The sequence below is a fragment of the Paenibacillus wenxiniae genome, from assembly GCF_039822605.1.
GTDB classification, from domain to species: Bacteria; Bacillota; Bacilli; order Paenibacillales; family Paenibacillaceae; genus Saccharibacillus; species Saccharibacillus wenxiniae.
Genome location: NZ_JBCGUH010000001.1, coordinates 1 through 20,765, shown reverse-complemented (window position 1 = coordinate 20,765; position 20,765 = coordinate 1). Strand labels below are relative to the sequence as shown.

At 45.6% G+C, this 20,765-nt stretch carries 13 protein-coding genes; 11 read left to right on the top strand and 2 right to left on the bottom strand.

Features of this window, described 5'->3' with window-relative positions; genetic code table 11:
• The first annotated feature begins 416 nt into the window (after positions 1-416).
• The 5 genes from AAHF22_RS00065 (at position 417) to AAHF22_RS00045 (ending at position 6,927) form a co-directional block, all read left to right on the top strand.
• The gene (locus tag AAHF22_RS00065; RefSeq protein ID WP_347322931.1) at positions 417-1,067 is read left to right on the top strand and encodes a TetR/AcrR family transcriptional regulator; all 651 of its coding nucleotides are present in this window, start codon (positions 417-419) and stop codon (positions 1,065-1,067) included.
• Between the two features lie 212 nt (positions 1,068-1,279).
• Positions 1,280-1,933: an HlyD family secretion protein gene (locus AAHF22_RS00060; RefSeq protein ID WP_347322930.1), complete on the top strand. Its 654-nt coding sequence runs from the start codon at positions 1,280-1,282 to the stop codon at positions 1,931-1,933.
• Between the two features lie 18 nt (positions 1,934-1,951).
• Positions 1,952-3,475 carry a DHA2 family efflux MFS transporter permease subunit gene (locus tag AAHF22_RS00055; protein ID WP_347322929.1) on the top strand — a complete coding sequence of 508 codons (1,524 nt, stop codon included), beginning with the start codon at positions 1,952-1,954 and terminating at the stop codon, positions 3,473-3,475.
• Positions 3,476-3,535: 60 nt separating this feature from the next.
• On the top strand, positions 3,536-5,050 hold the full coding sequence (locus tag AAHF22_RS00050) for an efflux RND transporter periplasmic adaptor subunit (protein WP_347322928.1): 1,515 nt from the start codon (positions 3,536-3,538) through the stop codon (positions 5,048-5,050).
• 257 nt (positions 5,051-5,307) lie between these two features.
• Positions 5,308-6,927 (top strand): sensor domain-containing diguanylate cyclase, encoded by a 1,620-nt coding sequence (locus AAHF22_RS00045; protein ID WP_347322927.1) that lies wholly within the window; start codon positions 5,308-5,310, stop codon positions 6,925-6,927.
• On the opposite strand, the gene AAHF22_RS00040 is transcribed toward AAHF22_RS00045, so the two are convergent.
• Together AAHF22_RS00040 and AAHF22_RS00035 are read right to left on the bottom strand one after the other, a co-directional pair.
• On the bottom strand, positions 6,921-7,112 hold the full coding sequence (locus AAHF22_RS00040) for a hypothetical protein (RefSeq protein ID WP_347322926.1): 192 nt from the start codon (positions 7,110-7,112) through the stop codon (positions 6,921-6,923). The two genes, AAHF22_RS00045 and AAHF22_RS00040, sit on opposite strands and share 7 nt — an antisense overlap.
• Positions 7,113-7,508: 396 nt before the next feature.
• Complete coding sequence (locus AAHF22_RS00035; RefSeq protein ID WP_347322925.1) at positions 7,509-9,209, bottom strand: methyl-accepting chemotaxis protein; 1,701 nt, start codon at positions 9,207-9,209, stop codon at positions 7,509-7,511.
• Between the two features lie 372 nt (positions 9,210-9,581).
• Between AAHF22_RS00035 and AAHF22_RS00030 the strand changes: the two genes are divergently transcribed.
• The 6 genes from AAHF22_RS00030 to AAHF22_RS00005 form a co-directional block, all read left to right on the top strand.
• Positions 9,582-10,934 (top strand): MATE family efflux transporter, encoded by a 1,353-nt coding sequence (locus AAHF22_RS00030; protein WP_347322924.1) that lies wholly within the window; start codon positions 9,582-9,584, stop codon positions 10,932-10,934.
• 429 nt (positions 10,935-11,363) lie between these two features.
• Positions 11,364-12,464 carry an ATP-binding protein gene (locus tag AAHF22_RS00025; RefSeq protein WP_347322923.1) on the top strand — a complete coding sequence of 367 codons (1,101 nt, stop codon included), beginning with the start codon at positions 11,364-11,366 and terminating at the stop codon, positions 12,462-12,464.
• A gap of 211 nt (positions 12,465-12,675) precedes the next feature.
• Entirely contained in the window at positions 12,676-15,273 is a 2,598-nt protein-coding gene (locus AAHF22_RS00020; protein WP_347322922.1) for a DUF5682 family protein, read from the top strand.
• A 144-nt stretch (positions 15,274-15,417) separates the two neighbouring features.
• Entirely contained in the window at positions 15,418-16,662 is a 1,245-nt protein-coding gene (locus AAHF22_RS00015) for a VWA domain-containing protein (RefSeq protein WP_347322921.1), read from the top strand.
• Between the two features lie 151 nt (positions 16,663-16,813).
• A complete protein-coding gene (locus AAHF22_RS00010) occupies positions 16,814-20,374 on the top strand; it encodes a DUF4132 domain-containing protein (RefSeq protein WP_347322920.1) in 3,561 nt (1,186 codons plus the stop codon).
• A gap of 24 nt (positions 20,375-20,398) precedes the next feature.
• Positions 20,399-20,765, top strand: a 367-nt coding sequence (locus tag AAHF22_RS00005; RefSeq protein ID WP_347323529.1) for an SWIM zinc finger family protein, incomplete at its 3' end; no start/stop codon positions are given.

Below are 20,765 nucleotides of genomic sequence, written 5' to 3'. Positions count from 1 at the left end.
GGGACGAAAAAGTCTGAAGATCGCGGAGTGAAAAAACGACTATAAATGACTACTATAAATAACGACTATGAATGACTGCTATGAATGACTGCTATGAATAACTGCTAACCCTATCCCTTTAGGTCTGTCGCTTTATCCTTTCAAGGAGACGCGTACAGGCCTATTTTGCGTTTCAAGTCGTCATTTCGGTAGTGGCTTACGTTTCAACTAACAATAGACTGAAACTAAATATGTATAAATTTTAATAATAAGATTGACACATGACACCGTGTCACATATAATTCTCTATGTAACTTTTGACAACGAATCAAGCCTGCCTACATCTGAGAGCTGTATTTTATTCGTACTAGCGTTCATACTCACATCTCAACGTCAATCAATAGCCCGAGGTTGCAGGAGGGCAATGGAGTGAATGTATGCCAACAAAAACCTTTTTTAACCTGCCCGAGGAAAAGCGGCAAAACTTGATTGATGCAGCGTTACGCGAGTTTTCGCGTGCTTCGCTTGCAGATGCGTCGATCGCGAATATTATCAAGGATGCTTGCATTCCAAGAGGCAGCTTTTATCAGTACTTTGAGGATAAGGCGGATTTGTTTTTCTACATTCTGGAGGAGCACAGCGCCCGTAATCGTGAGCAAATGATGGTGCTAGCGATTAAGCATCAAGGCGATCTGTTCACCTCATCGGCAGAATTTTTTGAAACTACGCTGCATCGCTATATCCATGATGAGCGTAGCGAGACCCGCGAGTTTGCACGTAACATTTTTCTCAATATGAATTACAAGATTGAGTACAAGCTGATTCTCGATGTGAAAAACCCCACGACGAGAGAACGGATTCGTGAGTTTTACCGCAACTATATGGGTGTGATCGATACAAGCGGTCTGAATATCCAGAGTGAGGAAGAGCTACTGCACTTGATCAAAATTTTACGTGCGATTCTAATTCAGAACTTTATTCAGTTTTTCGCCGGAGAAGCGGATGAGCAAGAAGTGCTGCATAGCTTCAGGCTGGAACTGGAATTGTTAAAAAGAGGCTTATATACCTCAAAGAGTAACGAAACGTAAGGAGCGAAAGACCGGCGGCTATTGCGCGCGATCCAAGCGTCCCCTAACTGCCATGTGTCTGCGTACCGTTCCTTACTTTTTTTGTGCCTGATCTCTCGAACTTGAGAAATTGGCATTGTATTATTTTGTGCAGCTATCTATATGTGAAGTTGCAACAGCAATATGGTTTTACCGGTTGGCCCATTTTATTAGAACTGCAGAGGTGGAGTACGTTGAAAAGAAAGATTATTTTGTCGATACTGGTTGTGCTGCTCGTCGTAAGCGGCGGAACGATCGGTTACTACTATTGGTATCAAGGCGCTCATTATGTGAAAAGTGACGATGCACGCATCACTGCGGATCAATATAAAGTGATGCCGCAAATTACAGCTGAGATTGATCATATCGATGTCGAGGAAGGCGATGTGCTGAAGCGCAATGAGCCGATTGCGGAGCAAAACGTATCCGGTCTCGACTCTAGTGTGATTAGCAAATCCGTCCTGCGTGCGCCGATTGATGGTACGGTGATCAAAATTTATTCCAAAGAACATGAAATTGCTGCACCAAGCTCTGCGGTTGCAATTGTGGCAGATATGAAAAATTTGTATGTATCGACGAATATTGAAGAAACAGACATTAACCGAATCAAACCAGGCGAGCTGGTCGACGTTACGCTGGATGCAGACGGAGATCATGTCATTCAAGGTAAAGTTCGTAAAGTCGGACAGGCGTCTAACTCCGTCTTTGCTTTGATTGCAGCAACAAATACAAGCGGTAACTTTAACAAAGTTACACAGCGGATTCCAGTAGAAATTGCGCTGAACGTGCCAGACGGCATGACGCTTATTCCAGGTACGAACGTTGAAGTGAAAATTCACACATCTTAATTAAAGGAGGGGTCGATGGTGGCTTCCGAAGTTATTGCCGCTGCTCCTCCTGCTGATTCGCCCCGCGAGAAATGGCTTGCCTTTTTCGCCATTGTATTGGGCGCCTTCGTGGCGATCCTGAATAACAGTCTGATCAATGTGGCGATTCCGCAGTTGACGACCGATCTGGGCTCGACAACGTCGCGCATCCAGTGGGTCATTACTGGCTATACGCTCGCTTCCGGTATTATCGTACCGATTACGGGATTTATGGAACAGCGCATCGGGTACAAAAAGTTTCTGATTGCCGCACTGAGCGTGTTTACGCTCGGAACCGTTTTTTGCATTTTTGCGTGGAGTGATACATCGTTGATCGCTGCACGTATTGTCGCCGGTCTGGGCGGTGGCGTAATTATGCCACTAAGTATGACGATCGTGTACAAAATTATCCCGCGTGAGCAAATCGGGATGGCACTCGGCATCTGGGGGATTGCCGCTATGGCCGCACCAGCGATTGGACCGACACTGAGTGGTTATCTGATCGAATGGTTTGACTGGCGCTTCCTGTTTATCGTCTGTGTGCCGGTTGCTCTGTTTGCGATTTTGATGGTGATTTTGCTAATTAAAGAGCCGCCTCCAGGTATTAAGGTCAAGTTCGACTTACTCGGCTTCCTGTTAGCAGCAACCTGTGCGGGTACACTGCTATACGCACTGTCCAGTGGCTCGACGGATGGCTGGGGTTCGTTCAAAATTGTCGGACTATTCTTCATCGCTTTCTGGGCGCTCGTATTCCTGATCTTTGTAGAGAGCGGACAGGAAAATCCGGTTATCGATATTTCACTATTTAAAAATTATAAATTTGCGATCAGTGTGATCACGTCCAGTTTTGTCATGATGGGGTTGTACGGGGGTACATTCCTGTCGCCGTTATTCCTGCAAAACATCCAGTCCGTATCTCCGGTACACACCGGGATTATCCTATTGCCACAGGCGATTGCGATGGCGGTCATGATGCCATTTGCCGGTAAGCTGTTTGACAAAATTGGTATTGTGCCGATCGGTCTGGTCGGTCTGACACTCACCAGTGTGATGACGTATCATCTGCACACACTGACACCACAAACGCCGCATCTGTGGCTGCAAATTGTGCTTATGTTCCGTGGGATGGGAATCGGGATCTGTATGATGCCATTATCGACGGTCGGCATGAACGCTGTACCTAAGGAAAAGGTCGGTAAAGCTTCGACCGCATCCAATCTAGTGCGTACCATTGCCGGTTCGATGGCGATTGCGATTCTAACCTTCCTGATGCAAAGTCGTACAGCACTGCACAGCCAGCAAATTTCGGAATCGATCACGCCGGATGCGGCACAATCGTTTCAAGCGATGCTGGGCGGTTCATGGACATCGACGGTGTCCGGTCTGATCACACTCGATGCTTACTCACGTGGTATCGCCGATACATTCCTTGTATCCTCGATCCCGTTATTCTGCTCCATTCCGTTTGTATTCCTGTTTATTACTAGACGCAAAAAGCAAGTATTACAGGAAACGAAAGTCTAAGCCTTCTTCGCTAGACAAACGCGACGAATCGAAATTCTCATGAAAGAAAGGGAACATGCAATGAAAATTAGAAAATGGGAAGTTACCGCCAGCGCTTTGCTGCTCAGTTCGGTTATGCTGGCCGGCTGCTCTACAGCAGGCAGTGAAGCTGCTCAGGAAATGAGCGTAAATGTAAAAGTCGCCAGTGCGCAACAGGGCATGATCGGTCAGGGCGATATTTATACCGGTACGGTTACACCGTCTGAAACGGTGAACATTATGCCGAAAATCTCTGGTAAAGTATCCGCTATCGCTGTCGATGTCGGCACCGAAGTGAAAAAAGGACAGGTACTGCTCAAGCTGGAAGATAGCGATATTCGCGACAATCTGGATATTGCCAAATCGAATGTGGATGCAGCTTCTGCCGGTGTGAATACAGCGAAAGATTCCCGTGAATCTGGTATGGTATCTGCCAACTCTGGTGTCGTTAGCTCGAAAAACGGAATTATTTCGTCCCAGAGCGCGATCACACAGGCAAAAGGCAATATTAACTCTGCACAGGGCGCAGTGAATCAGGCGCAAACTGGTGTCAAACAAGCACAAACGGCTGTGTCGACAGCTACCAATACGATTAAACAAACACAGGAAGCAATGTCCAATGCCCAAAAAACATTGACTCGTACACAATCGCTGTTCGACAATTCACTTGCGACACAGGCAGAGCTGGAACAGGCGCAAGCGGCTACTGTTAATGCGAAAACAGCTTATGAAAATGCAGTGAATGCCAGAGCTAATGCGCAAGATCAACTGGCAGGCGCGCAAAAGTCACTGCAAACAGCACAAACGGCATTGTCCACAGCCAAAGAAGCATACAGCAATGCAACAAGCAGCTATGACAATGCAAATTCGGGTTATAGTAATGCACAACGTCAGCTTGAAGTGTCTCAAAGTACAGCAGGCATCCAGGCAAGTCAGCAAAAGCTGGAGCAAGCGAAGTTGAACGTACAAATTGCTCAAAATGCGCTGGATGATGCGGTAGTGAAATCGCCCATCAACGGTATTGTGACAACGAAAAATGCAGAAGTGGGCGAGATGGCAGGTCCATCCGCCGCATCGATCGTGATCGCTAATCTGAGTACGGTCAACATGCTGATTTATGTACCGGCTAACGAGATCAACCAGGTGAAAACAGGGGATCAAATACAGGTACGTGTAGCATCGTCTGATATCGTAACGAGCGGCAAAGTAAAAAGTATCAGTCCAATGGATTCTAGCGGTAATGGGTATCCGGTCAAAGTGACCGTATCCAATACGGATGGTAAATTAAAATCGGGTATGCTGGCTGATATTAGCTTTGTAGGCAAAGATGCGAAGCAAGGATTAATCGTCCCAAGCAAAGCAATTCAAAAAGAGGGCGACAAAAACTATGTATATGTTGTGACGAATGGTCACGCTGTTCGTAAAGAAGTGACGATCGGTTCAGAAGCAGGCTCAGAAGCACTGATCACAGGCGGTCTGAAAAGCGGTGATCGTGTAGCGGAGAACAATCTCGCCCTGCTCGGCGACAACTCACCTGTTACCGTGTCCCAATACTAAAATGTAATACGTTATACGTACAATAGCTCCGGTATCTTCTACCGGAGCTATTGTTGTACATAAAATGGTTACAATCAAGGGCTGACTTGCGCCTGTATATGAGCGATAATATAAGAATTGGTGTCGTATACTGTATAATTATAATAATTTTGGAAAAGGGCAAAAATTACAATATTGTATTACATGTCCAATAACTTATAAACTAAGTTACACTAACCGATATATAAATCGACGACGTAAAGCAAGGGGAGTATGCGATGCAGTTTTTTTTGAAACACAAAGCTAGTAAATACAAGCTGTCGACATTAACCTGTGGCCTGGCTTTTTGTGGTTTTTTTCTAATTCTTACTGCTTGTCTGTTGATTAGCTATGTGAGTCAAAAGGAATCGATCGAACAACAGACACTAAAATTAAATGAAATTCATGCGAAGGAACTGAGCAGAATCGCTCAAACGCTTATCTATTCGATGCAGTCCTCGCTTGCACGCACATCAAAATACATAATGGCTAATCAGGATCAAGCGAGCGAGGAGGCTGGTCAACAGGTATTGGATTATTTTCGCCAATCGAATAGCTTTTTTAATGCGGTAGTAATTGTGAATGAAAAAGGCACTGTACGGATGGCATCACCACTCCGTAGTTATCAACGTGGTGCAGTGCCAACAACGATTCAAATTGAGACGGCATTGCAAAAGCGTGAAGCGTATATTTCAAAACCGTATCGGGATACGAACCATCGTCTTGTACTGATGATTAGTTATCCACTGTTTACGGATCAAGGGAATTATCGCGGCATTCTGGCAGGTATTTTATATTTGGAAGAAGCGAACCGCCTGAGCGAGTTGTTTGGAGAAGGAAGCAAAAAGGAAGACGGTTCATACTTTTATGTGGTTGATAATGAAGGTAATATCGTCTATCATCCTGTCGCTAAACGAATCGGGCGACATCTTACCGATGCAGATAACCCGATTATTGGGGAGCTGCATGATGGCAAAAGTGGCAAACGATTAGTCATCAATTTGGAACATCAAGAGATGCTGGCGGGCTTTGCGTCGATACCGGGTATTCGCTGGGGGGTAATTTTTCAGACGCCAGTGTACAATACAACGATCTTTTCGGCACAATTGATTAAAAGTATGCTCTTTTACCTGATCCCGGTCATTATTTTAATGTTGATGATTATATATCAGCTGTCGATCCGCTTATCTCGTCCGTTAGAAGAACTGGCGGATTATGCACATAGTATCGCAGGCGAATCGAAGGGTTCTTTTCGACCGGAGCAAAATATGTGGAATTATGAAGCGTACGAACTGCACTATGCAATTATGACACTGGAACAGCAAACGCGGGAAAAGGAACGGAAGTTACAGCAGGAAGCTCATTATGATGCATTAACCGGCGTGTTAAATCGACGTGCGCTCCGAGCGATTATGCAAAACTGGCTGAACAATCGGTATCCATTTGCGATCATTATGCTGGATATTGATTATTTTAAAAAAATCAATGATACGTATGGGCATGCGATGGGTGATGAAATGCTTCGAAGAGCAGCCACGCTAATTGAAGGACAAATTCAATCGGCAGATTTGTGCTTTCGTTACGGTGGAGAGGAATTTGTCATTTTACTGTTTGAAACGGATCTAATGATGACGATGAAGACAGGTGAGCAGATCAGGAGGGTGTCTGAACAATCCCCTACTCCATTTGGTGAGTCGGTAACGGTGTCGCTTGGCATGACGCTGTACGATGGGGATGAGAGTAGTATGGAGGAGCTGTTGGAGCAGGCGGATTCCGCCTTATATCATGCAAAAAAAACCGGCAGAAATCGAATGATTGTCTATGAAGGACTGGATGTTGCTTCCGCCGGTGATCAATGAGTCATTGCGGTTTTAATACGTTTAATGGTCCAATATGGAAAAGTAAGATCACCGCAATCGGTATGAATAACGAAGAAGTTTGGATTATCATGAGTTTCACAAATGCCGATATACGTTTCCCCACTAATTAAATGAACATGTAACGGAGTTTGATTATGCATCGCTTCCTGAATGGCTGGTTTCACTTGACATTCTCCTTACTTCATTAAGTTGAGTTATCGCTCTAGTTGATATGCTCTGTTGATACGACAAAATTCTACATTTTTCATCAATAAGAAACATGATTTCCCTGTTTATTACCCGTTTGACGAGATAGTAAACAGGGGTTACTAAATTTTAACTAATTATTTTTACATATAATTAATAGTATAGGGGAGTTGCGTTAATCTCTATCTAAATTCATTTACATGAATATGCAAAGGCACGTATAAAACGCCTACAAATACGAGCGAAGCTGAATGGATATTCAATATAATATAAAGATAAAGCTTGCTTTTACTTGTAAATAAGTTAAAAGCAGGCTTTTAACTTTAAGCATCGTTATTGAAAAAAATATCGTCTGCATGAAGGGGTTCATACTATTATATTTTACAATTAGCTACAAGTTGTTGCAGCTGTTCAGCCAGTGTAGATAAATGACGCGCAGACGAAGCTACATCCTCCATCGTGGACAGTTGCTCCTCACTCGCCGCATTCATCTCCTCAATACCAGCAGCGCCCTGCTGGGACAGTGCACTCAGATGTTCCATCGCTTCGGCAATCGATTGGGATTGATAGTTCGTATCGTGAATAAGTTTGCCTGCTGTATTTACCTGCTCTGCGGTATGCAGAACCGATTGTTCAATCGCTGTGAATGCTTCGCTCACCTGCTGACTGCTGTGGACACTTGCCTGTACACTTTCTACCGATTCCTGAATTTGCCCTACCGCCTGCTTACTTTCTACCTGTACATCTTCCACCAGTCCGCTGATCATGGTCGAAGCATCAGCCGCACTTTCAGCAAGTTTACGGATTTCATCAGCCACGACGGCAAAACCACGACCGGATTCGCCTGCACGTGCAGCTTCGATCGAGGCATTGAGTGCAAGTAAATTCGTTTGGCGAGCGATTTGTTGGATCGTAGAGGAAGCGAGACCAATCTGTTCCGATTTGCCATTCAGATTGGTCAGCACGTGCAGTGTATCATGAATATCGCTGGATAACTGCTGAATACGCGTTTGAATCCCACTAACTTCCTGCTGTCCATGAGCAGCAGTCTGCTTCATCGTATCGGTCAATCTTTCTACACGGGAAGCCGCTCCAGCGATATTGTTCATACGGGTAGCCATCTGTGTGATCGCTTCATTCACCTGAATAACGGTAGTTGTTTGCGAATTAAAGCCAGTAGACAACTCGCCGGATGAGGAAGCGATATGCGAAGAAGCACGTGCTGTCTGATCGGCACTAGCCGTTAGTTCTTCTGAGGAAGCAGATAATGTCATTGCGCTTTCATCGATATTTTTGATCAAGTTACGAATGTTAGTCATTAATATATTAAATGCAGCGGATACTTTACCAATTTCGTCTCTGGACTGGTACGTAGACATCACGGTAAAGTCTCGATCGGCAGCACGCGCCATTAGTTCCTGAATATGACGAAGCGGCTTGGCGATCAATTGGATGATCCGGATTCCAATAATTAGTGCGAGAATAATGCCTGCTGCCACAATAATACCTGCTACAATCAGAGAACGTTCAAAGGTAGCATCCGCATCTGCCTTGCTTTCACTTGCTCCATTTACCATATTTTGGCGAAGTTTATCTGTAGTTGTACTCAGTTCCATACGAATTTTGCGCAGCTCAGCATAGGCTTGACGTGCGGTTGCGATCTGATTGTTGTTGATTGCGTCCACTATAGCTTGTTGAGCGGCATCAAAGCGCGCATCTTCTGCTTTTACTATGTCGTAAAGAGCTTTATTGGTTGCATCAAAAGACATACTGTCCAGAATCGCGAATGTTTGGTCCGTGTTTTGAGTAGTTGAATTAATTCTCTGGATTAACGCCGACTGATCTTCATCAAAGGAACCATCCAGCATCCGCAAAAGACGAACTTCATTTAGACCATAATTAGTAATGTTTTGATCAAACAGCACGATCGAAGATAAATGCTTGGTATACATATCGGAGGCAAGATTAGCCATACGACTTGTGGAAGTAAAGCTGTTGACACCTAACACTGCCATAATGAGTAGATTGATAACGATAAAGGTTACGATTTTTGTTCGGACGGATATATTTTTCAATGATGATCAACTCCAGTTTTAGAATAAAAAAGCAATATCATTAAACTCCTTTCTGGATATAGATCGGTGTTATCCATTCGTTGTTATGTCTAAAATATCCTAAATAATTGAAGATGTAGCCATAATTATTAAACGACACTAGTTAATAAGAATCAAGACTTTATAACTATTTATTATGGAATGCAGTTTACGATTAGTTTATATTTCGGTGTGGCGGAAAGAAAGTGTATAGTTTTAGTTAACAAATTGTAACATTTTGTATATCCATGTCTAATTTTTAAAGTATGACATATACTTTTGTCGAATGAAAATGAATCAGGTATACTCGATATGGATTGTTTGTTTACATAGATATAAAAAAAGGAGCTGGATATGATAACTACACACCAATTACCGTCACATCGTGATTATTTGCTGCTTAGCTTACCGCTGATCGTATCGACCATTACGACACCGTTGCTCGGTTTGGTCGATACCGCTGTAGTTGGACATCTGTTTGATCCTGCTTATCTAGGTGGGACTGCGATTGGGGCGTTAATTTTTAATACGATGTACTGGCTATTCGGCTTTTTGCGTGTGAGTACATCCGGGTTTGCGGCACAGGCACGAGGCAAGGATGATCTTCGAGCAGGAGCAGATGATTTGCTAAGACCGCTGGCGATTGCGCTCGTCATTGGATTGATGTTTATTGCATTGCAGGTGCCGATCTTTAAAGGGGCTTTACTGTTAATGCGTCCGGATGCTGATGTGGCACACTGGGCAGGGGTATATTTCCACATTCGTATCTGGGGCGCACCGATTACACTACTTAACTATGTGTTAATCGGCTGGTTGATGGGCATGGCGCATATTCGTCAAACACTCATTACACAGATTTCGATGAATGTGCTGAATATGCTAATGGCGATCTGGTTTGCGCAGGGCTTACATTTTGGCGTAGCAGGGGTAGCGGCGGCGACGTTATTTGCTGAAGGCATTGCGTTGCTGGTAGGATTATGGTTTGTATGGCGTTCTCCATATATGCAGCTGGCATTTGTACGCTGGAAAGGGTTATTTGCATGGAGCAGTTTGCTGCCTATGTTCCGCGCGAATCGCGATCTACTTGTGCGAACGATCTGCTTGCTGGCGATGTTTAATATTTTCACTGCACAAAGTACCGCTTTTGGACCGGAGCTACTGGCAGCCAATTCAATTTTGATTCAGCTTCATTATATGATGGCTTATTTCTATGACGGTTTTGCTAATGCAAGCTCGATTTTTGCGGGGCGTGCCAAAGGGGCTGGAAATATACGTTTGTTGCGTCGGAGCGTGCAACTTGCTCGAACATGGACGTTGTTAACAGCGCTGCTCCTTACGCTCATTTATGGTGCAGGCCGTGAATTATTTGTTCGTTTATTTAGCGATAATGAGGCTGTGATTCGTCTGGCGCTTGCTTATAATGGGTGGCTGTTGCTATTTCCGATCTGTGCCGGTTTCGGTCTAGTATTTTACGGAATATTTACAGGTATGACGTTAACAGCGCCCGTCCGTAACTCGATGCTGCTCGCTTTGCTGCTGTATATCGTAGCCTGTCTGATTCTGGTGCCGTTGTATGGTAATCATGGGTTGTGGGTAAGCTTTCTACTGTTTGCGGTTGGGCGGTCTCTGTTTCTCGTTATGTATGTGCCTGGTTTGGAGAAACGATTTGCTGGACATACAGCAGAGCGTGCCGAATCAACGGGATGATATAGCGTTTGGAAAGACAGTACAAAATGATGTAAATATGGGAAAGGCTATCGGGAGCGCTCGATAGCCTTTTTGAGTTAAGTATGTTGCGTAGTGCAAATAATTGATTTTGGAGCGGGCGAGCTAAATCGTCGATACGGGTCATAGTAAGCGCTGAGGTTAATGAAGCAGGAAATGAGGATGAATGGGGAAAAGTAGAAGTGACAGGTAAGAAGTAAAAAGTAAAAAGTAAACCATTAGAAGTAAGCCATGAGCAATGAATCATGAGAGGTGAACAGCTAATAGGAACATAAAATAAAAAAATAGCTCAGGTCTTTCGGCTTATTTTTGCCATGACTGCGGACGGTTATTCGCTTTGCCATGTTAGATATGATAAAATAAGAACAAAAAAGGGAACATATGATCTTGTTACTGGAGGGGAATGTGATCATGAACGAGATGATGAAGCCGCCGGCAGAGGTGCTGTATGAACAGGAATTACACGCATTACGTCAGGAAGATAAGGGGAAGCGTCCACCGAACTGGCAGTTATCGCCCCCATACATACGAGATTTTATTATTGGACGAGATCGACCTGCGCTGCTGAATGGCGAGCAGGTGCCGATCACACGTAAGTTTTACGGTAACGATATTTTGATTGAACGCGCGATTGTTACGCTGGCGGGTAATCGCGGATTAATGCTGGTCGGTGAACCCGGTACAGCGAAGACGATGTTAAGTGAGCTATTGTCAGCGGCAATTTCCGGTACAAGCACGAATACGATTCAAGGCACAGCCGGGACGACCGAAGATATGATCAAGTATTCGTGGAATTACGCATTACTGCTGGACAAAGGACCTTCTGAACAGGCGCTTGTGCCCTCTCCCCTGTATCACGGTATGAAACATGGTGTCATCACCCGATTTGAGGAAATTACACGCTGTCCATCTGAAGCACAGGACAGTCTGATTAGTATGTTAAGTGATAAAGTGATGAATATTCCCGAGCTGGAAGGCGGCGTATTATTTGCGAAGCCGGGCTTTAATGTGATCGGCACAGCTAATATTCGGGATAAAGGTGTCAATGAGATGAGTAGCGCGCTTAAGCGCCGCTTTAACTTTGAGACGATTAAGCCGATTGGCAATGTGAAAATGGAAGCGCAGATTATCGCAGCACAGGCGCATAATTTACTACTGCATAGCGGTATCGATATTCCGATTGAACGTGAAGTGGTGGAGTTACTGGCAACCACTTTTATGGAGCTACGTACAGGTAAAACAAAAGAAGGTTATAAGATCGATATTCCACAATCGGTAATGAGTACAGCGGAAGCGGTATCCGTTTATGTGCAGAGCGCTATGACTTCTTACTATTATGAGGATGGCGGAGTAACGATGGATCGGCTTGTGCAAAATATGCTCGGTACAGTAGCTAAAGAAGATGAAAAGGATCTGGGCGCACTTAAAACGTATTTTTCCAGAGTTGTGAAGGAACGTGCCGGACAGGATACCATGTGGGCTGCTTATTATGAAGCGAAAAAGTGGATTTGATGTATCAAATATGGATCGAATATATCGAAATGGATCTCATGTATCCATATGGAACAGATATATAAACGATGTATCGTTTGATTAGATGATTGGATGATCTAATCATCATAAGCAGACAGCTATATATCTGAAACTACGTCTTCGGAAAATACAATCGTAGTGGGAAAAATGTACATTATGATCATGGATCGTAAGGTGGAGGTGAATGCGAATGGATGGCTTACAATCTCAGCAGGTCTATAAGTCTGTACGGGATGATCGTTTGGAATCGGTGAAAGATGCCCCTGACAAGCTACAGTCGAAACAGGACATGATCGATCATGATCTCACTTCTGCGGATGAACGAAAACGTTTGGAGGCGTTGTTTCGGCAACAGGTGTTTAATGCAGATGCAGGTGTGCTGTATATGCCGATTCGCCACCATAGTCCGGGCTGTGCGTACCATCTGCTACGCACGATTGCCGATTATAAGCCAGAGGTGATTTTGATTGAAGGCCCGGAAGCGGGGAATCCACTCCTCTCTGTACTGGCTGATCCAGCGACTCGTACACCTGTCAGTTTATACTATACATATGAGCAGGGAGAAGAACGAGGTGCATTTTATTTTCCATTGCTTGCGTATTCACCAGAATATATTGCCATCTGTGAAGCAGTAAGGCGCGGCATACCTGCATCGTTTATCGATCTGAATTATCGTGCCCCACAAGCGGTACATAAGAAGCGATCATCAGAGGAGGATCAACCGAACGAACAGGGAACTGAACAGGGAAGCTCTTATCAGGATGAGACGCTGTTAACCGGTTCTTCGTTTATGAATCGGCTGTGCGCTGCGCTTCATTGTCGCAGCTTTGATGAATTATGGGATCGCTGGTTTGAAGCAGGAGCTGTGGATGCGGTGACAGAGCGCTATGTCGAAGAAATCTTTTTGTATTGCTCGCTGTCCAGACGTTGTTATACGACCGAGCAACTGGAGCGGGATGGGACGCTGGCGCGCGAGCGTCATATGCTGAAGCATATCGAAGCGGCGCGTCAGCAATATAGCCGTGTGCTTGTGATTACTGGTGGCTTTCATACACTAGGTTTGCTTGAGCTTCAGCAGGAACCTAGTACCCTGTCTAAAGCTAGTGCAGCCGGATCAAAGGAGTGGGCGAACGAAGCGATATTTACTGGAGCATCACATAAGCAAGGTATGCAGCGCAACAAGGCAGAAAAGCCGCTCAAGGAGCAAATTTATCCGATGGTGTACACGTTTGAAGAAGCGGATCGGCTTAATGGATATGCAAGCGGAATGCCATATGTTGCTTATTACGACGAGGTCTGGACGATGATGCAAAAGGGTATTCAGCAGCCTGGCCAGCAGGCAGCGATTCGCTTGTTATCTGTATTAACGCGAGAGCTGCGCCGTGCAGAAGCGGAAGTATCGACCAGTGATGCGATTGAGGCATATAGCATGTTGCAAGGTCTGGCTGTACTTCGCGGTAAATCAGAAGGTAGTGTGTATGAACTGCTGGATGGTGTAACATCCTGCTTTATCAAAGGAGAAAGTACGCTTACATCGGTGCAACCGGTGGAGCGACTGCAACAGCTGTTAACCGGTAATCAAATCGGCGAGGTGGCAAGCAATCCATTTGCTGTACCGATTGTCGAGGACTTTAAACAGCAGGCAAACGCTTGTAAATTAAAACTACAATTTACCGGACGCCATAAGAAGATGCTTGATCTGTATACACGTCCACAGCATCGGCAGATGAGCCGCTTGTTTCATTGTATGACTTTTCTTGGGACGGAACTTGCCGTGTTTGAATCTGGCCCGGATTGGGTCGCTTATCGTGATATGAATCTGATGCGTGAAACGTGGACTTACTCGTATTCTTCGTTTACCGAAGCCCGTCTGATTGAAAATTCGATCTACGGCGGTACCATTGTAGCGGCAGCGACGAGACGATTGGAAAAGATTGCGGCAGAGTTACCAGAGCAACATAGCGGAGAGGCGGCTCGCTGGTTATTACGAGCATTGCTGATGGGTTTAGAGCACAGTGCGGACGAGTTGATTCAGCATACACGGCATGCACTGCGTCAGGATGGTAGCTTTTTGTCGCTTGCAGGGGCGCTTGTATTATTAGAACGCATGACCCAGCATCGACGTTTATTAGGTTTAGATGGAGATGCAGGCTTACCGGATCTACTGGAAGAAGCTTATGTACATACGGTAGCTGCAATGGACACGCTGGAACATGTGCATCCAGATGATCAGGCAGGAGTTGTGCAGGCGCTGAAGCAGTTGCATATGCTTGCGATGACAGGCTCAGCCAGCTTTGCAACGGAACCGTTATATGATCGGTTGCAAGAATTGCTGGAGCGCACTGGATTACCAGCTGCCTTAGAAGGCGTATCGGTAGCTATTTTATCGCGAGCAGGTATACTGCCTATGTCGGAAATTACAGAGCGCGCAAAAGGCTATATGCGCGGAACACCGCAACAGATGGCGTATACAGCAGCATATTTGCAAGGCGTATTTGCCGCAGCACGGGACGCTTTTTTGTATGATCGAGAGTTGTTGAGTGAGCTGAATGGTATGCTGTCTCGTTTGTCGCATGAAGATTTTGTGCGTATGATTCCGGAGCTGCGAATGGCGTTTACTTTTTTCACCCCAGCGGAGACGAGGACGATTGCAACGCGCGCAGCCGATTTATTCGGTTCCGCGCAGGACGTATTGGATGAGCAAGGCGTTGATGAATCGGTATTGCTGCATGCGCGAGCGACAGATGAAGCGATTCGCCAAGAACTAGTACGCTGGGGATTGATGTAGATGCGATAATGAGCATGATATCGAGAACAATGAACGTGCGTCGAACAATTAATAGTCGATCCATGAACAGTCATTGTATGAACTGCCGATCCGTGAACAGTCGATTCGTGATAGTAGTCGATTCCGGGGGAAAGGAGGCACAAGATGGATAATGAAGCAGATCATGAAACGGATAAACAGCATGATGGAGTAGAGCATAAAGCTGACCAGCAGGATACCCGATCACATCAGGAGGGGGATGCACAGCATGATCGCCAAACATTGAATCGCTGGCGGTTATTGCTTGGTGAAGCAGCAGAGCAATCGTTAAGCGGGGCGGGTGGAAGTCGTTCTGATGCCGATCATTTTCAATATCAGGAGCTGGATGAAGTGCTTGGTTATCTGTACGACCGTGAATATGGAGAAGATCAAGGTTATCGAGAACGGGGAAGTGGCGGTGGACGCGGTGCATCCCAATTAACGGTCCCTCGCTGGTTGGATCGTGTACGGCATCTTTTTCCAGCCGAAACGGTCGAAATTTTGGAAAAGCAGGCACTCGATCGGTACGGACTGAGTCAGATTTTATTCGATAAAAAAGTGCTGGAATCACTGGAGCCGAATATGGCATTGCTCAAAAATATTATGCAATTCAAAGGTCGGATGAAAGGCGACGTGCTGCGTAGCGCACGCGAGATTGTGCGACAGGTGGTGGAGCAACTGCGTCGTCAGCTGGAGCAGGATGTACGAGTTAGCGTTATCGGTAAGCGTCATCGCTACACAGCGAGCCGGACACGCTCGATCCGCAATCTGAATTTCAAAAAAACGATTCAGCGCAATCTGAAAAATTATGACCGTGAGCGGCGCAAGCTGGTCATCGACAAGCTTTATTTTGACGGCAATCTACAGCAGCATAATCGTTGGAATATTGTGATTCTAGTCGATGAGAGCGGCAGTATGCTTGATTCTGTCATTTATAGCGCGGTCATGGCGAGTATTTTCTACCGATTGGAGACGCTGCGCACGCATTTGATTTTGTTTGATACCGAGGTGGTCGATCTGAGCGGACGCCTGGAAGATCCAGTAGATCTGCTTATGAGTGTTCAGCTTGGCGGCGGTACCCATATCGCCAAAGCGCTGCGCTATAGCGAAAAATTGATCGACCATCCGGCACGAACGATCGTCGTGCTCGTGAGTGATCTGGAAGAGGGCTATCCGATTCAGAGCATGTATGCAGCATGCAAAGATATTCTTGATGCCGGAAGCCGTCTGATCGTATTGCCCGCTTTAAATTATGAAGGTACAGCGGTCTATGATCGTAACGCTGCTCGCAGACTGACGGATATGGGTGCCGATGTAGCGGCGATTACACCTCATCGGTTAGCGGACTGGATTGGCGAGATTATTCGTTAGTGAGAACAATTGTCTTGAACGGAATAAGTAGCTGTTTACATGTGTAGCTGTATGGGCGATATCGCTATCCTAACTTAAATACCATATCGATACGATGTAATGATGCTAACTGTGCTTGCCCCTTATTTTAGCAACGACAGGAGGAATTATAATGTCTATTAGCCAAACGATTGATCCTTTGTTAGAACGCTTTGCTACCCACTTCTCGGATGAATATTCCAAAACGACCGACCGTTCTAAGCAAGTGCTTGATTTTATTACAGGTGTGACCGATCAACTGCCTGATGTGCTGCGTGGTTCTAACGACCGTTCGTATCGCACGATGGATACATTGGATAAGCTTGCTCAAAAGAAACATACAGACGCTTTTTATCGCGCTGCTTCCCTTATCCTGTACGTATCGAACAATTGGACGCAATATTATTTTGGTAACTGGTATGTGATGGAGCAGATGCTCGGATCTAGCATTGAAAAGATGACTTTAAGTAGTCGCACTTCTTCCGAATTAAATGAACAGCATGCCGAACAGGTGCTAGGGCTGATCTCTCGTTATAGCGGTGAGGACGTTATACATCGCGCATTTCAAGCACTGCTATCTAGCAGTTATCTACAGCCATCTGGAGCGAAGCCCAAGCATCGATCCGAGACAGCAGCAAGATTGGATCATTCCATACAGTTACTGCTAATGATGCGCTTTTACAGCAAGCATGATCCGGTTTACATAAACACATTAATAGATACACTCCCCCCACTACTGCAAGCCTTACTAAAACATGATGGGGATGCATTAGAACATGAACTCCGTAACATTTTGCAGTTCCTTTTGCCAACAACGACACAAACGAAGGACAATGCCAGCGAGCTTGACCTGAAAGAAGACTGGTTGCTTGCAAGGCGTGAAGCAATCTGGAATAAAACCTTTCCCGATCAGCCGTTTGCCCAGGCGACCGGGCGTATTAGCCGTGATGATCGTTATCGTGAGCTTGCTTATGTCAATATCGCTTTTTTCTATTTGCTTAAATTATATGGCGGTAAAACAGAGCTGTTGGAACAGAATAATCGTATAGTAACGGCTGTATTGAACACCTTACGAGCGTTGCATGAAGCATTGCCATTAGAAATTCGGGAATCGTTGACACAGCTAGATTCAAGTAACCGAAATGCGGATACGGCTGTAGAAGGCATTTTACCATTGGATGAACCATTTGGGTTAATCGAGCTGATTCGTTCGCAATTCGGTCGTAGTGTTGCCTGGGGAACGATTCAATCTGCGATTGCAGCCCATCCTGAACATGCTAAACGTGCTTATGAGATTAGTAAAAGCTCTTTTATCCGTGTATTGATTGTCAAAATATTAATGGATAGCGGTGAGATAGAGCGCAATGACGCATTGCTGGAACAATATGTGTTGGACGTGCTGGAAGACAAGTATGAGAGCAATGGTACTGCTCATAAGCTGGCGAAGTACTTGCGCGGCGAATTTAGGGTAGACAGTATGCGTCGTGATCAACAAATGCATTCGATCTGGTCGGGTAAAAACTCGGACCCAAAGCTGTTCAAAATGATGTATGTGCTTTCGTATTTGCCGATAGAATCCGAGTTCATGCGTCGTTTTCTCATGCTGGTGGCACAGCTGGATCTCGGCACGATGAATGTACTCTCCAATCTGTACCGCTCTCCCTTTTTCAAAGGAAGTCAGGTGCTGGAAGTGTATGGGGATGATCCAGAGATCAATACGGAGCATATGCTAAATGAAATGCTACTGCTACAAGGGCATCAGGAATATTACTATATTTCGATTCCAGAGCTGGAATATCGTGCGTTGATTCGAGGTGATGTTGATCAGGTGCTGAAGCAGTACAATAAGCTGATGGTAGATGGACGTGCACTCGTTATCGAAACATTGTTGAACGAGTCGCTCGACACAAAGCGGTTGGCTCAGGTGCTCAGTCTGGGTATGGGCGACAGTTCTAAGCGCATCAGCAGCCTTGCCCGGACGGAATTTGCCCGTCTTGCTAATGCAGAGCTATATACCGCTATTTATACGCAGGAAAAGAAAGCAGGCATCAAAGAAATGGTGCTGAATGCGATTCGTAGCTTGCCGGATGCACGTCCTCTATTTGAAGAATTATTGAAAAAAGAAAAATCTGACGCTTTCCGTTCGTTGCTGGAAGTGTTGATCCATACAGCTGATCAACGTCCAGAAATCGCTCATGCTGCGCTGGCAGAACGTGCAGATGCCAAAAAGTTGAAACAGATCGAGTGGTTGCCAGTGGAACAGCTACCTCAGCTGAGCTCTACCAGCGGTGAAACGCTGGCGAACAATGACGATCTGAAGCGCTATCTATTGCTGCAATCGATTGATTATAATAGCTCGCCTAATGAACGACTGCGCGAGGTGGAGCAGTATGCGTCAGCACAATCGCTGGCAGATCTGTCTGCCGCACTGGTAGAACTATGGTTACAGCAAGGCGCATCAGCGAAGGAGAAATGGGTGCTCTATCTGGCGAGCATGTTCGGCGACCGCCGCATCATTAATCTGCTAGGTGGTCAGATTAAGGAATGGACGGAGAATAGTCGTGGTGCGATTGCCGCAGAATCGGTGCGTGTACTCGCCTATTTAAATGATCCTGCTGCCTTAATGGTTATCGATAAGCTGTCCCGCACGATCAAAAACCGTCAGGTCAAAACGGCGGCGACTGAATCGCTTCAGCTTGCGGCGGAAAATATGAACCTAACGCCAGAGCAGCTTGCCGATCGTCTTGTGACTACGCTTGGTCTGGATGAAAAGGGCGAAATGCAGTTAAGCTATGGCGAGCGTTCGTTTACCGTAAAAGTAGGGATGGATCTGCAACTGCAAGTCATTAATGATGAAACAGGCAAACCAGCGAAAAGTCTGCCTGCTGCCAATCAAAAAGATGATGCTAGCCTGGCAAAAGCAGCAAAGGCTACCTTCACACAGCTTAAAAAAGATTTGAAAACGATGGTCGCATTGCAATCGCAGCGTTTGGAAGAGTCGCTATCCAAACGCAGATTGTGGACGGGAGCAGAGTGGAAGACGCTGTTTGTCGATAATATCATTATGCGTCAGTTTGCGATTGGTCTGGTATGGGGTGTATATGCAAATGGTGAGCTTACAGATACATTCCGCTACATGGAAGATGGAACGTTTAATACCGTTGATGAAGATGAATATGCATTCATGGATGGGGCGCAGATTAGTCTGGTGCATCCGCTAGAGCTGTCGACGGAGCAAATTACTGCTTGGAAAACGCAGCTGGAAGATTATGAGGTTGTACAACCGTTCAAGCAGTTAGAGCGCCGCATGTATAAGCCAAGCGACGAAGAAGAGAATCAGCGAGAATGGGCAGCATTGCCACAGGAAGAATACTCGCCTACAGGTTTCCCGAGTGCGCTGGAGCGCTATGGCTGGTATAAAGGGCGCGCAGAGGATGGCGGCTTTTATTACGAGCTGTTTAAGCAGTATGATGGTATCGTTGCCGAATTGCAGTTCAGCGGTACAAGCATTTCTTATTATGGAGAACTGGACGATATTACGCTGGAAGCACTACGATTTATTCGTACCACAGATAAAGGAACATGGTATAAAGACTATTCCAACGATACCGGCCTGCTTTTAAAAGACGTGCCTGCACGTATGTTCAGTGAAACGATCTATGATATTTTGCGCGCAGCTGGACAGACAGAGTAATCGACGCTGGAGGTGGATGTGAAAATGGAGTCCTTTGCGACACGTCTGAGCGCTTTTATCGCTGGTTGTACAGAGGATTATCTGATCCGGTATGCTAACAAAGGGCTTTATAATCGGGCAAACAAAGATATCGACAAAGGCATAACTGCACAATACGAGTGGACAGAGCAGGGAACTGTAACATGTACACTCAGCGATGACCATATCGTTCATCTAGCCGATGACATCGAGCAATGCACCTGTACGTGCCCAGCCGAGCAGCTATGCAAACATATATTGATTGCTATTATATATGAACAACGTCACCATTTGATTGGTTCTGGTTCTGGTTCTGGTTCTGGTTCTGGTTCTGGTTCTGGTTCTGGTTCTGGTTCTGGTTCTGGTTCTGGTT